General features: G+C 42.9%; 9 protein-coding genes. 4 read left to right on the top strand and 5 right to left on the bottom strand.

The window, feature by feature from the left end; translation table 11 throughout:
* Window positions 1-198 precede the first annotated feature (198 nt).
* A complete protein-coding gene (locus AACQ81_RS14880; protein WP_086111906.1) occupies window positions 199-405 on the top strand; it encodes a DUF1107 domain-containing protein in 207 nt (68 codons plus the stop codon).
* 115 nt (window positions 406-520) lie between these two features.
* Here the strand turns inward: AACQ81_RS14880 and AACQ81_RS14875 are convergent, their stop codons facing one another.
* A complete protein-coding gene (locus AACQ81_RS14875; RefSeq protein ID WP_237385564.1) occupies window positions 521-1852 on the bottom strand; it encodes a hemolysin family protein in 1332 nt (443 codons plus the stop codon).
* A 115-nt stretch (window positions 1853-1967) separates the two neighbouring features.
* Window positions 1968-2615 (bottom strand): peptide-methionine (S)-S-oxide reductase MsrA, encoded by a 648-nt coding sequence (gene msrA / locus AACQ81_RS14870; RefSeq protein WP_237385563.1) that lies wholly within the window; start codon window positions 2613-2615, stop codon window positions 1968-1970.
* Between the two features lie 140 nt (window positions 2616-2755).
* On the opposite strand from msrA, the gene tamA reads away from it, so the two are divergent.
* The 3 genes from tamA to AACQ81_RS14855 are packed head-to-tail and all read left to right on the top strand — an operon-like array spanning window position 2756 to window position 8621.
* Window positions 2756-4498, top strand: a complete 1743-nt coding sequence (gene tamA / locus AACQ81_RS14865; protein ID WP_237385562.1) for an autotransporter assembly complex protein TamA — start codon at window positions 2756-2758, stop codon at window positions 4496-4498.
* Window positions 4495-8271 (top strand): autotransporter assembly complex protein TamB, encoded by a 3777-nt coding sequence (gene tamB, locus AACQ81_RS14860; protein WP_237385561.1) that lies wholly within the window; start codon window positions 4495-4497, stop codon window positions 8269-8271. Before tamA ends, tamB begins: the two co-directional genes overlap by 4 nt.
* Before the next feature lie 2 nt (window positions 8272-8273).
* On the top strand, window positions 8274-8621 hold the full coding sequence (locus AACQ81_RS14855) for a gamma-glutamylcyclotransferase family protein (RefSeq protein ID WP_237385560.1): 348 nt from the start codon (window positions 8274-8276) through the stop codon (window positions 8619-8621).
* 107 nt (window positions 8622-8728) lie between these two features.
* Here AACQ81_RS14855 and ppa read toward each other — a convergent pair whose 3' ends face one another.
* The 3 genes from ppa to AACQ81_RS14840 form a co-directional block, all read right to left on the bottom strand.
* Window positions 8729-9259 (bottom strand): inorganic diphosphatase, encoded by a 531-nt coding sequence (gene ppa / locus AACQ81_RS14850; protein WP_237385559.1) that lies wholly within the window; start codon window positions 9257-9259, stop codon window positions 8729-8731.
* A 117-nt stretch (window positions 9260-9376) separates the two neighbouring features.
* Window positions 9377-12745: an inverse autotransporter beta domain-containing protein gene (locus AACQ81_RS14845; RefSeq protein ID WP_237385558.1), complete on the bottom strand. Its 3369-nt coding sequence runs from the start codon at window positions 12743-12745 to the stop codon at window positions 9377-9379.
* Window positions 12746-13325: 580 nt separating this feature from the next.
* A partial coding sequence (locus AACQ81_RS14840) for an inverse autotransporter beta domain-containing protein (RefSeq protein ID WP_237385557.1) occupies window positions 13326-16629 on the bottom strand: 3304 nt, incomplete at its 5' end.

Raw genomic sequence — 16629 nt, 5'->3', positions numbered from 1 at the left:
AACCAGGAAGTAATAATCATTAATTATATTTTATTTCAACATGTTATGTGAAATTGGTGATTGAATCTTAGGGATCGGGGAACAAATTTCCATATATGTAGTCTATACATCTGACATGATAGTGATATGTCTTCTGATTCACTAAGTAGTGATGCAGTAGAATGATACCGTAAGAAGCATGGGAGGAAAAAAACAGAGATGAAAATCTTTCACCATTATAACCCACTGAAAATTGCTCTCTACGTAAAAACTCTATTTCGTGGGCGTTTATATATCAAGGATATGGGCGCTTTTGAATTTAACTATGGGAAAATCTTACCACCGAAGATAAAAGATAAACGTCATTTCCATGTAATGAGCGAAGTCAATCAGCAAGTATTGCGCTTACAAACCGAAATGGGATAGCTTTTCTGCAATGACTTATTTACTGATAGATATGTGCCATTATCGATAGCACATTATTAGTATAATAAACGGCCTATTGGCCGTTTTTAGTTTAACTCTCTGTTGTTACGCTTCTTCACGCTTCATACGACTGCTCAATGCTGGATTGATTGATTTGGCCAGTAGTATCGACTATTTTCGTTACCAGCAATTGATCGATTTTGTAATTATCGATATCCACAACTTCAAATTTATAACCACTGAATTTCACAAAATCTGTGCGTTTTGGAATTTTCCGCAGGCGGAACATCATAAAGCCAGCGATGGTTTCATAGTTGCTGGAGTCGGGAAAATCGTCGATATCCAATACCCGCAGTACATCTTCAATCGGTGTACCACCTTCAACCAGCCATGAATTTTCGTCACGGACAACAATTTGTTCTTCTTGCCCCTGACCGATTAAATCACCCATTAAGGTGGTCATGACATCATTAAGTGTAATAACACCCATGACTAAGGCGTATTCGTTGAGAATAATTGCGAAATCTTCACCCGCAGCTTTGAAACTTTCCAATGTATCAGACAATGAAAGAGTATCAGGGATCATCAAGGCATTGCGTATCTGAACGCCATCTTTCAGATTGAGGCTTTGCCCACTCAGGACACGATTGAGTAGATCTTTCGAATCTACATAACCGATAACATGATCAATATCGCCATCACAAACAAGAAATTTTGAGTGTGGGTGAGTTGAAATTTTTTCTTTGATATTGTTTTCGTCTTCACTTTTGTCAAAGTACACCACGCTTTCACGGGAGGTCATGGCAGAAGGGACGGTACGGGATTCCAGTTCAAAAACGTTTTCGATTAATTCATGCTCCTGCTTGCGTAATACTCCTGCAATGGCTCCTGCCTCAACGACAGCATAAATATCGTCAGATGTAATGTCTTCATTACGTTCCATCGGGATCTTAAAGATTTTGAATATATAGTCAGCGAGGCCATTGAATAACCAGACCAGTGGTCGGCAAATTGTCAGGCAGAAACGCATGGGATTGACAATTCTGACGGCAACGGCTTCGGGTTTAATCATTCCTATGCGTTTCGGGGTTAGATCAGCAAGCAGTATAAAGACACTAGTGACAATAGCAAAAGAGCAGATAAAGCCGAGTTGATCTGCCCATTCTGGGCGCATGAATTGCACGAATAAAGTTTTCAGCGCGGGGGAAAAGGCAGATTCCCCCACAACTCCAGCAAGGATAGCTACGGCATTCAGACCAATCTGGACAACCGTAAAGAACATGCCGGGGGTTTCTTGTAGCTTAAGTACATGGGCAGCATTGAGATTTCCTTCATCTGCCATGAGTTTTAATTTAATTCTTCTTGACGCTGCCAAAGAAATTTCTGATAACGAAAAAAATGCGCTAATGGTACAAAGCAAGACTATGATTAATAAACTGTTTAACATAAAGTGTCCGTGTTTTATCTCTGAAAAAGGTAGGTGTTTTGTTTGAATAACACTGAAGAGAGATAAAAAATTATTAGTTAGCCCAATGATTATAACATTAGGCTAACTAAATCGACTAATCTTTGTGCGTTGGAGGGAAACAGATCCCAATACCACCTAATACGCAATATCCCTCTGGGTTTTTGTAGAGATACTGCTGATGATAATCTTCTGCAAAGTAGAATGGCCCTGCTTCGCGGATTTCTGTCGTGATAGCCCGTTCATCACCATTTTGCGCCATCGCTTGCTGAAACTGGTCGCGGCTGACCAGTGCCTGTTCATTTTGTTGTGGTGAAATGGTGTAAAGGGCGGAACGGTATTGTGTACCGATATCACCATGCTGACGCATGCCTTGGGCAGGATCATGATTTTCCCAGAACAGCGCCAATAATTGGGTATAAGTGATTTTTGTCGGATCAAACACGATCCTGACCACTTCGGCATGTCCGGTTAAGCCAGTACAAACTTCTTCATAGTTTGGATTTGGCGTCGTGCCGCCACTGTAACCCACAGAGGTGGTATAGATGCCTTCTTGTTGCCAGAAAAGGCGCTCAACACCCCAGAAACATCCCATTCCGACATAGGCGATCTCCATATTTTCTGGAATGTTATCTATCGAATGCTGTGTGATGACATGATAGGGTGATACAGTTAATGCGGTAGCCCTGCCTGATAAGGTATCTTGCGGGGAAACATGTTGGCTTTCATTAGTTGAGTTGGGCAAGATTCTCTCCTTGTTATTCACGAATTTTATGATTATGTGTTGCTTGTATATCTTTAAAACTTTACCAGAATTAATTTATTGCAGCATTTTTATATCGTTAGAATTTATCTTACCGATATAGATAAATATTAGGAGTTCGAGTGTCACGATATCCCCTCATATGTGCGCTTTTTGTATCTATCGCAATTCCATCGGCTTATAGTGCAAATTTACGGTTGAAAGTAGAAGGGCTTTCTGGTGAATTGGAAAAAAATGCCAGAGTACAACTTTCAAATATTAGTACCGATGAAGTTTCCCCTGATGGTCGTTTTCGTGCTCGCGTAGAAAAAGCAATACGGCAGGGGCTTCGTCCATTGGGATATTATGATCCCACTGTTGAATTTACCTATCAAGAGAATACGCCGCCAGCCCGTCCTGTTTTGACTGCAAAGGTAACACTCGGTGATCCTGTGCGTGTCGTTAAAGTGAATGTTGATTTGGAAGGCGGCGCAAAAACAGATAAAGATTATGCTGCTCTGATTAAAAAAAATATGCCGAAAGAAAAAGAAATTCTTAATCATGGCGAGTATGAAAATTTTAAGGGTGCATTAACGAATCTGGCCGTTAAAAAGGGATATTTTGACGCGGCGATGAAAAAAAGCGAATTGGGGGTATCAAAAGAGCTGCATGAATCCATTTGGGATTTTGATTTTGACAGCGGGCAACGTTATCGTTTCGGCTCTGTGAAATTCCACGGTTCACAAATTCTAGAATCCTATTTGGATAACCTTGTTCCCTTTAAATCAGGGGAATATTACTCTTCAGAACAATTGGCCGAATTTAATCGGCGTTTGGTAGATACCGGATGGTTTAATTCTGCGGTTGTCGTACCTGATTTCAAAGTAGGGCGTGAGAATAAAGATAAGTTGCTACCACTGAATGCTTCTTTAGTTCCTCGTTCTGCTAACTATGTTGAATTGGGTGGCGGCTATGCAACAGATATTGGTCCCCGAGTTCAGGTCAAATGGAAAAAGCCATGGCTCAATTCCCGTGGGCATAGTCTGAGTTCCAGTATTAATATCTCTTCACGAGAGCAATTCATTGATGCTTCTTACAAAATGCCGCTTAAAGTCAATCCACTCGAGGAATATTACGAGCTGCAAACGGGTTATAAGCGAAAAGATATTAACGATACGATCTTAGATACAGCAACACTGAACCTTGTTCGTAATTGGGATCTTTCTACTGGCTGGCAGTATGGTGTCAATCTTCGCTGGAGATTCAGCCATTTTACACAGGCTAATACGACAAACACCACAATGCTGCTTTATCCGGGGGCAAATGTCAGCCGTATTCGCCAGCGTGGTGGCACCATGCCTTATTGGGGAGATAGCCAACGTTATTCGGTTGATATTTCGGATACGACGTGGCGATCTAATGTGGATTTTCTTGTATTGCAGGCTCATCATGTCTGGGTCAGAACTTATCAGGAGAACCACCGTTTTGTGGTGCGTGCGGATTTAGGCTGGATAGAAACTAATGATTTTAATCAGGTACCACCTGATCTTCGTTTCTTTGCTGGGGGCGATCGCAGCATTCGGGGTTATAAGTACCAGACTGTTTCACCAAAAGACAGTAAAGGTAAATTAGTCGGGGCATCAAAGCTAGCAGTGGGTTCGTTGGAATATCAATATAATATTTATGGAAATTGGTGGAGTGCCTTGTTTGTAGATTCGGGTGAAGCGGTGGACGATATTAAAAGGAGTAATTTTAAATCAGGTGCGGGTATTGGTGTACGTTGGGCTTCACCTGTCGGGCCGATAAAATTTGATTTGGCGACTCCAGTCAGGGATCGAAATAGTCATAATATTGAATTTTATATCGGCTTAGGGGCTGAACTATGAGGTGGGTAAAAAGGATCAGTATTGTTTTCCTGTTGATTGTTAGCTTGGTACTGATGACAATTGTGGGATTAGTTTGCACGCAAACGGGTCTGCATTTTATGATTAACAGTGCGGCACGTTGGGTTCCTGGGTTGGATATTGCCAGCGTTAGTGGAGACTGGCGCGATTTAACGCTAAAAGGCGTGAAATATCAGATGCCGGGAGTCAATGTCAGTGCTGATAATTTACATCTCTCATTACAACTTTCTTGCTTGAAGCATAGTCATGTGTGTGTCAATGCACTGACGACGGAAGGAGTTTCTGTTTCAGTGAATACGGCTGAACTTCCACCTTCAGAACCTTCTCCTCAATCAGAACCACTGACCGAATTAAAAACACCGTATCCTATCTCACTGGATTTGCTTTCTTTAAAGAATATCCACGTCAAAATAGATGATATCGTCATTGGTTTAGATGAATTTAAATCTGGTGCCCAATGGCGGGAAAAACAGTTGATATTAAAACCAACGGAAATCCGTCATTTGTTGGTTGCATTACCAAAGACGCCACCTGAGCCTGAGCAGAAAACTACTGCTCAGGCCGACCCTGATCAATCATTGGGTGAAACGTTGAAGGCGTTGTTTGCTAAGCCTCTTTTGTCTGAATTGCCTTATATCCCTATTCCCCTTGATATCACTGTAGAAGGGATTCATGGTAATCAGCTTCGTCTGACTGGTGATACTGATATCACTATTCATGATTTTCGGTTGCAAGCTCATAATAAAGGGCAGCAAGTTGATGTAAAAACCTTGAGTGTACAAGCGCAGGAAGGTTTACTGGCAATACAGGGAACAGTAAAACTCGCCGAACAGTGGCCAGTCAAACTGGTAATGAAAGGTAATGTTGATAATTTAAATAATGTAAATCTGGATAAGCTGAAAGGGCAGGAGATTGATTTAACACTGAATGGGTCTTTGTTGCAGCAGCTTGATATCGCATTACATCTTTCCGGGCCACTTGCCGCCAGTTTAGATGCTCAGGTCGGATTAGCAAAAGCAGGTTTGCCTATTCGTCTGACTTTGCAAAGTAAACAACTTCAATGGCCATTGAAAGGCAAACCGGAATACCAGTTTAATGGTGTGAAATTACGCCTGAATGGTGAAGCCAGCCGTTATGATCTTTCTCTCCGTTCTGATATTAAGGGTAATGATATCCCTCCTGCATCGCTGATGTTGGATGCAAAAGGGAATGAAGAATTGCTCAGACTAACCCGCTTGCGTCTGGTTGCACTACAGGGTAAAGCGGATATCACAGGTGTTGTTGATTGGAGTAAAGCTATTAGCTGGAATGCCAAGTTAGTTCTGGATGGCATTAATACAGCCAAACAGTGGCCGGAATGGCCCGCCAAAATGGACGGTAAAATAGCAATACGCGGTAGCCTGTATGGTGGAAGCTGGCAGATCCGGATACCTGAAATTACCCTTGATGGTAATGTGAAACAGAATGTGGTGAAAGCGCATGGAAAGGCATCGGGTAATGCGGCTGGGCAGTGGGATATTCCGCAATTCGATTTAGTGTTTGGCCGCAATACGCTAAATGTTCAGGGGCAGCTTACAAATGAAGTCTGGAAACTGGATGGAGAAATTAATGCGCCTCAGTTGAACGGGTTATTACCGGGATTGGCTGGACTGATTACTGGTAATGTCAAACTACGCGGCAATATGAAAGTTCCGCAAATCGGGGTGGATTTGAACGCGCGTGGGGTACGCTGGCAGGACGAGCTACGGGTGGATAGCGCTAAGATTAAGGGAAATATACGCTCAGCGGAACAAATTCAAGGGCAGCTATCAGTTGTTGTTCGCCAATTAAAACAAGCGAATTTAACCATCAATAATTTGGTGCTTGATGCTAAAGGCACAGAAAAGCAGCATGATTTGCAATTGAAAATTGAGGGGAATCCGGTATCAGGCCAATTGGTGCTCAATGGCAGTTTTGATCGTCAACAGGAACGCTGGAAAGGCAGTATCAACAATACTTACTTTGATACACCTGTCGGAGAGTGGCGTTTAAGCAAGGCGATATCCATCGATTATTTCAACTTACAACAGAAAGTTACACTCGGAACTCACTGCTGGCTCAACCCAAATGCCCGGCTTTGTATCGTAAAACCGATTGAAGCGGGAAGTCACGGTCATGCACAAATTGCTCTTGAACGATTTGATTTAGCTATGTTCCAGCCATTCATTGATAAAGGTACTCAACTTAAGGGCATATTCAGTGGTAACGCTGATGTCAAATGGACAGCAGACCAAAGTTTGCCACAAGCAAAAGTTGCATTGCAAGGGAGTGGCGTTCGAATCCGTCAGGTTGTAGAAGGCATTGCGTTACCGATTGATTTTGAAACGCTCACTTTGAATGCAGGGCTGGAAAATGGCAAAGCAAACCTGGCATGGTTATTCAAATTGGCTGGGAATGGTCAGGTGAATGGTAATGTTCAGGTAGCTGATTTAGAAAATAGCCGTAAATTATCAGGTAATGTAGATCTCCAAAATCTTTCCTTGAATTTGATTAAACCTATTTTGGGGAAAGGTGAAAAAGTGAAAGGGGGAATGAATGCAAATTTTCGCCTCGGAGGTAACGCCAAAAACCCACTGTTATTTGGTTTATTGAAAGCAGATAACTTGAAAATAAGCAGCCATTGGCTGCCATTTGATATCTCTCAAGGTCAGTTGGTTGCCCGTTTTAATGGGGTTCAGTCTGATTTGAATGGGTTGATTAAAACCCCCAAAGGGCAATTAAATCTTAATGGTCGTGCTGATTGGCATAATTTGGATGCGTGGTATGCCAGAATAGCAGCTAATGGCGATAAATTACGTATCACTGTCCCGCCAATGGTAAAAATCGATGTCAGCCCTGAGTTGGTGCTGGAAGCGACACCGAATTTACTGAAACTCGACGGTAATGTGGATATCCCGTGGGCACGCATTACGGTGCAGGAATTGCCAAAGTCAGCAATAGGTGTTTCTTCTGATGAAGTTATGCTGGATAAAAATTTGCACCCGATAGAGAAGAAAAAATCATCTATTCAGATCCAAAGTAACTTAAATATTCATATTGGTGATGATGTCCATTTGAGTGCTTTCGGTTTGACGGCGCAGCTAAAAGGAGTTTTGAAAGTTCTTCAGGATCAACAAGGATTAGGGCTGAATGGTCAAATTGACATTCCAGAAGGACGTTTTAATGCTTACGGGCAAGATTTGCAGGTACGCAGAGGAACAATTATATTCTCCGGCCCGCCAGATCAGCCACTGTTGAACATTGAAGCTATCCGTAATCCAGAATCAACAGCGAATGGTGTTATCGCGGGTGTCAGAGTGACAGGATTGGCGGATAAACCCAAAGTAGAAGTTTTCTCTGATCCCGCCAAATCACAGCAGGAAGCATTGTCTTATCTTCTGCGTGGGCAAGGTTTAGAAAAGGGGGACGCTGACAACTCTCAGATGGCAGCTATGCTGATAGGCTTAGGAGTGGCCCAGAGTGGTCAGCTGGTGGGTAAAATCGGGGAAACTTTTGGTGTCTCTGATTTGGCTTTAGATACTCAAGGTGTTGGTGATAAATCTCAGGTTGTTGTTAGTGGTCGAATAACCAAAGACTTACAAGTGAAGTATGGTGTAGGTATTTTTGATTCTTTGGCAACACTGACTTTGCGTTACCGAGTTATGCCAAGATTGTATCTGGAGGCAGTATCTGGTATTGATCAAGCTTTAGATTTGCTCTATGAGTTTGAGTTTTAAAAATGCGAGTTATTGTTTATGGCAGCCTGAGGCGCAAACAAGCTAATCATCACTGGATGACAGATGCTCAACTGTTAGGAGAACACAGTTTAGAAGGTTATGAAATTTATGACCTTGGGCATTATCCGGCGGTGATCCGTGGCGAAGGGATAATTGAATGTGAAGTATATCGCATTACGCCATCTATTCTGACTGAGCTGGATGATTTGAAAAAAAATGCTCAGGAATATCGAAGGGAACTCATTGAAACACCTTATGGTAAGGCATGGATTTATCTATATAAATTGTCTGTCGAAGGTCTGTGTCGGATAACAAGTGGCGATTGGCTTAAACGCCACGGAGAAGAATAAAATCAGCGATTTGTTGTTTGCCAATAAAATCAAGCATCAAACAAAAACCTCTGCTCTTATAAAGGACAGAGGTTTTTTGATTTAAAACCCGCTGTTATCCATCAGGATTATTTTTTTGCAGCGCGTTCGAAAGAGGATATAATTTCAGCTTTAGCTGCTGCGGCATTGTCCCAACCGTCAACTTTAACCCACTTGCCTTTTTCCAAGTCTTTATAATGCTCGAAGAAGTGAGTAATTTGAGCGCGCAGCAGTTCTGGCAGATCGTTCACATCTTTGATGTGATCGTACTCTTTGCTCAGCTTGGTATGAGGAACAGCAACCAATTTTGCGTCTTCGCCAGATTCATCGGTCATTTTCAGAACGCCAACTGGACGGCAGCGAATAACTGAACCTGGTTGCAATGGATATGGCGTTGGAACCAATACATCAACAGGGTCACCGTCAAGGGACAGGGTGTTGTTGATATAGCCGTAGTTACATGGGTAGAACATTGCTGTGGACATGAAACGGTCTACAAACAGGGCGCCGGATTCTTTGTCTACTTCGTACTTGATCGGATCAGCGTTAGCTGGGATCTCAATGATGACATAGATATCTTCAGGCAGTTCTTTACCTGCTGGTACGTTGTTCAGGCTCATAAAAGGTTTCCTTCAATTTCAAACCAAAATGGAGTGCGGGGTATTATAGCCAAAACAGGTTTAAAGTCCTTGGATTTTTGACCGACTTGTCGGTACTAAAAAACACAGCCCCAATAATTATTGAGACTGTGCGTTTCTTTCTTCATCCTTACCAAAATAGGAAGATCCGCTTGATTTAGAAAGTTTACATATTAATCTTCCCTGAGTGGCTCGTTTCTTTTCTTCGTCTATATCCAAGGTGTATAATTCCCTTCTGCTATAGTCAAATGCCTTATAACTCTTAGAGGCTGAGTCCCAGAGCTTAAGGAGCGTATGGTCACTGCTGAGTGTATCGGGGAAAATAACAAAGTCTGGGAAATGTTCTTTGTCATACTCACGATTGAATGAATTTTCGGTAAGAAGAGCGTCAGTCGCACCAATGTCTGATGTCGACGCACTCATCACCGTATTAGTTGAATGACCATAAATGTACTCAGACCTAAGAGTGTAGCAAAATGGACTGCCGATAATGTCGGATTCACCAGTAAGTGTTGGGGTAAATATATACTGTTGGGGGTTGAAAGTATAAACGTAGGCTGATTTTTCGCCTGTTTCTTCATTTGTTATCCGAGCTGTAACGGTTGTCGTTCCTTTTTCTCGTATGTTGAAGGTTTCAACAGGAAATGTGATCTGACCTTCGTCATTTACTTTCGCTATATTTTCATTAGAAGACTTAAATTCGACTTTATGCGAGTTATCCTTACCCGAAATTACCTTGTTGTCATCCGGTGTTAGCAGGGTCACTATTAGGTTCTTATGGATGTTGTAAGGCTTCTCCTGTTGCTGGAAGTCCTTCGTAGAGGAGGTGCCTTTTGTATTCATTCGTATATGTGCTAATTGTGGTTTAGGTTCAATCTCCACAGAAACGGATTTCTCCTTGTCTGCATTTAAAGTTGCCGTGACAATCACGTTATTAACCCCTTTAGTACTTGTCAAAAAGGCAGTCAAATAACCTTGTTCATCTGTGGTTTGATCCTCAGGAACGCGGAGCTTAACATCGTTAGGAAATTTATTATCTTTTATACCCCATGTTACTCTTGAAATACTTTGGTTTGGCATGGCACTACCATTGTTAGTATTATCAATCAGTTGAACCTTAAAGGGATACTCTGTTTTTCCATCACCTATCATTGTCCCGATCGGTGGAATAACATTTCCTTCGAGTGAAGCGTCCAGATTGCTGGGGGCGATAAATGTGAAAGGATCAGATTCGCCCTGATCTCCTCCATTAACAGACAATCCGACTTTAGCGTTTTCTATCGCTCGGGTGCTGGTTAAAGTAGCTTGGATCTTGCCATTCTGGTCTGTTGTGAAAGTTCCTTCTGCTGGATCAATCTTGAAGCCCGCCAGTTTTTCAGGCATTGTGAACCACTGTACGCTCACTTTTTTCCCTTGCCTAAGATCATTATCATTTTCGTCGGTTAATTGCGCATACACGGTGATCTTGTAACTTGCCGTTGCTACGTAAGGTTGTTGGGGTGGATCAAACGTAATATCTTTGATCTTAACTGGTTGATTAGAATCATCCTCAAAACTGACTTTTGTAAACTCATGACTCGGGCCATCTTTAATAGAAAGTGTTACGGTGATCTCCTGGGCTTTGGTACTGTGCAAGCTCGCAATCAATTGCCCCTGCTCGTTGGTGGTGTCGTTGGTGATATTTTTTAGTGTCACACCATCGTTGGGAGTTGTCGTCCAAGAGGCTTGAATCTTTTCTTTCCGCAGTGGATTCCCTTTTTGGTCCAATATCGTGGCCTTAAAGGTATAAATATCTTCTGCGTGACGGATTGAGAGTGGGCCTGTAGGTTCAACTAACTGCGTGGTGATCTGGTATTTGGAATTTACACTCGTAAAAGTGGGTCGTTTGTCGCCTGTTATCTCCATTTTGGGCATACCATCCATTTCCAGATAAACCTTGGTATTATTTGAGAGCGGCTCTGTACTGACTAACGTTGCGGTTAATTGACCTTGGTCATTGGTTGTTCCTGATTTATCCCAGCTTAATTCTGCCTTGGGGTTTTCTGGTTCAATGCTCCATTTTACGTCCGGTATAGCCCTGACTCTGATAGCGTCGTTATCCTTATTGCCATGGGTGATGGTTGCAGCCAGATGATAAGGAGACTTGCCATCAGCAAGCACGGGGTCTGTTCCATCTGATGTAATGCTCTGGGCTTTAATAACAAAAGGTTCAACGTCAATATTCATTTGAGCTGTTTTGGATTTACCACCTTCTTCTTCAGCGGTAGCAGACAAGGTATATCTGTTTATTCCGTTGTTAACATATTTCGGCAATACTAATTCAGCTTGTTCATCTTGGTTACCGTCTAAGAGAATTCCTTTGTTTTCATAGAATCTTTTATTGGCTTTCCAATTAACTTTCTTCAGTGGTTTGCTGGAGATAATTTTGGCGCTAGTTATAACAGTTTGGCTACTATACCCGCTTAAGGTATCTGGCAGAGTAATGGCTAACTCCGGCTTTTTCTTGTAGTCCAGTACGATGTTGTTATTTCTTTCCACCAGATCATAACGGCTGCCGGCCAGTGTGCGCATGGACGCCACGCTGTCAGGGGCCATCTGGACGCTGAAAGGGGTGCCGAAACGGTAGTTCAGGTTAGCCTGAAAAAGGGTTTCGCTGTGTCCGCTTCCCCCGAACTTATAATCGACGCCCATGGTTACCAGCGGAATGGGCGTATAATTCAGCCCCAGTCTGGCCAGGCTGGGATTTTTCTGAGTGGAATCCCGATTGAACAGGGCGACGTTATCACCGAAGTACTGCTCATAACTTAATTTACCGCCCAGATTCGGATAGGCGGGCAAGAAAAACTCACTGTTGAGATCAAAGCCGTTGGCCGGGCGTTCTTCGTAGTCCTTGTCGTGGAGTGCATCATGCCATTTGCTTAAGCGCCAATAGGTATTGGCCGACAGCTTGACGTAATCCGTCCAGGCTTCTCCGCCCAGCCCCAACCGTTTATTATTCCCGGTGACATCATGGTCAAAGAATGTGTTCAGGCCATACATCCAGCCGGGGGTAAAATAACGGCCGCCAAACCCGAGGTTGACCGTGTGACGGCTGTCTTTATTGCGATAACCCAATTGGGAGAAAAACAGCCAGTCTGCTTTATTGTCGTAGAGGGGGAGCAGCAGGTCTAAGGCCCCGTTATCGAGTTTTCCCTTTCTGTCGAAAGCAAAATTAATTCTGGCGGTGCCGAACTGGGCCAGCCATTTTTGGGTTTCTGTGGCTATTGTATTATTGACTTTCCCCAGAGCGTAGGATTTAGCCTGTTCAGCCAACTGGGTAGGGGAGGATGAGAGCAGGTTGCTGACCCGCATCACATTTTGGGCAATGACCCCGGCATTATCATCGTGCACATTCTTGGTGCTATTTTCATTCCCCGCTTGTTGTAACCATGTTCTTTCTGTTTTATTTCCGTCAATTTTTTCACTCACCGAAAAAGCACTCATCGGCGTAAAAGGTAAAAAAAGGGAATACGCGAGAACAGATAGCCGGAAAATTTTATAATTAAGATACGAGTCCATATATGAATACCTCATACAATATGGGCTGTTGCCAGCGCTTCAGAGTGATACCTTTGATGTTTAAAGTTACTGGATATAGGGAAATGTCCATGAATATAAAGAGAATCATATTCCCCATACCTACATACATTAGGAAAGTTTTTATTGTTCTGCGTAATGAATAATTGTTATCAGCTGATAACCCAGGGTGTTCGATTTATTAAAATTGATGATGGTTATTTTCAGCAGAAAATAGTATTTATGATAATGCAGTGGATCCTGACAAAATATAGGGGTTCTCTATTTAATGTTCTCGGAAAAATTAAAAGAGGCGATATTTAGCCTCTTTTAATTTAGGTTTGATAATAGTTTTCTTACCGTTTCACCACCCCTTAATATCCTTTATTTCTCTAAATAGTCTATTCATAATAGTGATACACTCAATTTATGAAGATTCTTACTCCTCGCGTAGCGAGGAGTAAGGAAGTGATCTACAATTTTGACTTGCTATTTAGCCCCAATTATCTTCTCCATCCCTGTAACATAACAACACGCCTTCATCATCATCGTTGGAAGAAACAACTTGTCTTTTGTCAATATCATAAAAAGCAAAACCGTCTGCAGTTTTGATTTTAATTTTACGTGTTGTGTCTTTCCTAAGAGAGGCAAGTCCAAGGTTCTTGAAGTCACTGTTAAAATCGTAATTATATGAGGTATTCGGAACTGCGGATCCAGCTTCTGTAATATCTGTCCCTAAGACCAGCGTTTTGACCTTGAAAGCGAAAGTGTCGGCGGCAGGAAGGTCTTCGCATGTCATATCGTCCTTAAGTTTAACGTACCTCAGAGCCTTGTCAGGGGTTTCTGGAGGATAGACATATCTTTGAGGGTTGAGTGTATAAGAATATAGCTCTTTTCTACCTGTTTCCTTATCTGTGTAAGTTTTTGAGAATGTTATAGGCCCTGGCATAAAATGCCTAGTGTTGAAGCGCATATTATCGTCCGAATCCCTATATATTACACGTTCTTTATTGCTGGGACTAACTGTTGTTAGCCAATCGTCCTGACTGCTTGTTGGATACTTACCACCCTTCGAACCATGCCTCGAATACCCCAGATATTCGTTTTTACCGTCTATCGTTTGCATCAACTCAAGAGAAGCATCTTCATGCACATAGCGAATTCCATTTGGTTGTGAACTTGGAATAACTTTTTTTACTCCAGCGTTATAATCAGCTTTTAAGAAAAGCCCTACTGATTTTTTTGCTACAGGTAGGAATTGCACAACAGGTTCTGATTGTTTCTCAGTATCTCCTAAGGATACAGATACTGTAACGTTATCATATCCCTCTTTACTTTTCAGTTTAGCGGTCAAATAACCTTCATTATCGGTTGTTGAATTATTAGGCACATCGAATGTAAAGTCGCCCAGCGCTTTTTCTGGCTTATTCACTTTCCATTTTATGTCGGAAATGCTTTGGTTTTTCAATGCATTGCCGGAGTCTTTTTGAATAACTTTTACTTGATAGATGAACTCATCTTTTTCATTTCCCCGTATCGGATCAGATGATAAAGGCTCAACTTTTCCTTCTAGTACAGCCCCTAAATCCTGTGAATTAGGTGCAACAAAATTGAATTCTTCAGATTCAAACAAAGGTCCATCATTAACTGATAAGATGATTTTCGCACCTTCGATACTTCGCGTACTGGAAATAAGCGCATGAGCTTTACCTCCCGGGTCTGGGGTGTTATCAGTTTCTTTGATAGTAAATTCTGCCAATTTCGGTTCCAGTGACCATTTCAACTTCAATGGCTTGTTATTATTGAGAGCTTTTCCTCCCTGAGTTAGGTGGACAGTCACTTTATATTCTTTATCTGATATGGCGGTTAAATGATTTTTTTCATCCTTACCATCAATGGTAAATGTGGCCTCCATGTCACTTTTGACAAACTCGACCTCATTAAATGATGCTTTAGCTCCCTTCTCAAGGGAAAGTGTAACCCTGATCTTCTGAGGGGTGTTACTGCGCAGGGTTGCCGTAAGCACGCCTTCGGAATTTGTCTTGTAATTATCAATCGACTTTATTTCCACCTCTTTATTGCTATTATCTTGCAGGGAAATCGCCTGCCATTTGGCGTTGATTTTCTGATCCTGCAGCGGGTTCCCGTTTTTATCTAATATTTTGGCCGTAAAGATATATACATTATTAACGTCATTAGTGGTAAGCGTGCCATCTGGTTTAACTTGAGTATCAGTAATCTGATATTCACTGTACATATTGACAAAATTGAGGAGGGAGTCGGTATCGTTTATCAACTCTTTCGGCATACCGGCGATAGACAGATAGACTTTTGTCTTTGGATCAAGTGGTGTTGTACTCCCCAGAGTGGCAGTTAATTGACCTTGCTCATTGAGCGGTTGGCTGTCATTCCAAAGTAATCTGGCATCATTATTTGGTGGATCAATGGTCCATTTTACATCTGGGATCATCGTATCCTTCTTGAGAGGTTTATTATTTTTATCGCCGTAAGTGACTGTTGCCAACAGATCATAAGCCGGGCCACCATCCGCTACAGCAGCGCCTTTTCCACGAGCCTTGATGCTTTTCTCTTTGATGACAAAAGGTTCAACAATCACTTTCATGTGCGCGGTTTTCGGTTTACCGTGCTCTCCTGCTACAGTGACAGCCAGATCATAGTTGTTGAGTCCGGCGGATCCGTCTTTGGCATACTGGTAGACGGGCAGTAAGATTGAGGTTTCCTTCGCGGTTTCATCAGCAATGGCCCCGCCATTGGCCTTGAACTGTTGACTGAATGACCAGCGAATATTTTTCACGGGCTTTGAGGAAGTGACCATCGCGGTGAGCGGAACGTTCTGAGCACCGTACCCGCTTAGGGTATTTGGCAGGTTCACGGTCAGGTCTGATTTTTGCCGATAATCCAGCACGATATTGTTATTTCTTTCCACCAGATCATAACGGCTGCCGGCCAGTGTGCGCATGGACGCCACGCTGTCAGGGGCCATCTGGACGCTGAAAGGGGTGCCGAAACGGTAGTTCAGGTTAGCCTGAAAAAGGGTTTCGCTGTGTCCGCTTCCCCCGAACTTATAATCGACGCCCATGGTTACCAGCGGAATGGGCGTATAATTCAGCCCCAGTCTGGCCAGGCTGGGATTTTTCTGAGTGGAATCCCGATTGAACAGGGCGACGTTATCACCGAAGTACTGCTCATAACTTAATTTACCGCCCAGATTCGGATAGGCGGGCAAGAAAAACTCACTGTTGAGATCAAAGCCGTTGGCCGGGCGTTCTTCGTAGTCCTTGTCGTGGAGTGCATCATGCCATTTGCTTAAGCGCCAATAGGTATTGGCCGACAGCTTGACGTAATCCGTCCAGGCTTCTCCGCCCAGCCCCAACCGTTTATTATTCCCGGTGACATCATGGTCAAAGAATGTGTTCAGGCCATACATCCAGCCGGGGGTAAAATAACGGCCGCCAAACCCGAGGTTGACCGTGTGACGGCTGTCTTTATTGCGATAACCCAATTGGGAGAAAAACAGCCAGTCTGCTTTATTGTCGTAGAGGGGGAGCAGCAGGTCTAAGGCCCCGTTATCGAGTTTTCCCTTTCTGTCGAAAGCAAAATTAATTCTGGCGGTGCCGAACTGGGCCAGCCATTTTTGGGTTTCTGTGGCTATTGTATTATTGACTTTCCCCAGAGCGTAGGATTTAGCCTGTTCAGCCAACTGGGTAGGGGAGGATGAGAGCAGGTTGCTGACCCGCATCACATTTTGGGCAATGACCCCGGCATTATCATCGTGC

It is taken from the genome of Xenorhabdus sp. Sc-CR9 (assembly GCF_963897815.1).
Taxonomy (GTDB): Bacteria; Pseudomonadota; Gammaproteobacteria; order Enterobacterales; family Enterobacteriaceae; genus Xenorhabdus.
This window is presented reverse-complemented; position numbering and strand designations above follow the sequence as displayed.

Bases quoted from the DNA above. Each gene is read 5' to 3' on its own strand.
- ppa (WP_237385559.1), bottom strand. From the start codon at position 9,259: ATGAGCCTGAACAACGTACCAGCAGGTAAAGAACTGCCTGAAGATATC.
- tamB (WP_237385561.1), top strand. From the start codon at position 4,495: ATGAGGTGGGTAAAAAGGATCAGTATTGTTTTCCTGTTGATTGTTAGC.
- AACQ81_RS14875 (WP_237385564.1), bottom strand. From the start codon at position 1,852: ATGTTAAACAGTTTATTAATCATAGTCTTGCTTTGTACCATTAGCGCA.
- AACQ81_RS14855 (WP_237385560.1), top strand. From the start codon at position 8,274: ATGCGAGTTATTGTTTATGGCAGCCTGAGGCGCAAACAAGCTAATCAT.
- AACQ81_RS14880 (WP_086111906.1), top strand. From the start codon at position 199: ATGAAAATCTTTCACCATTATAACCCACTGAAAATTGCTCTCTACGTA.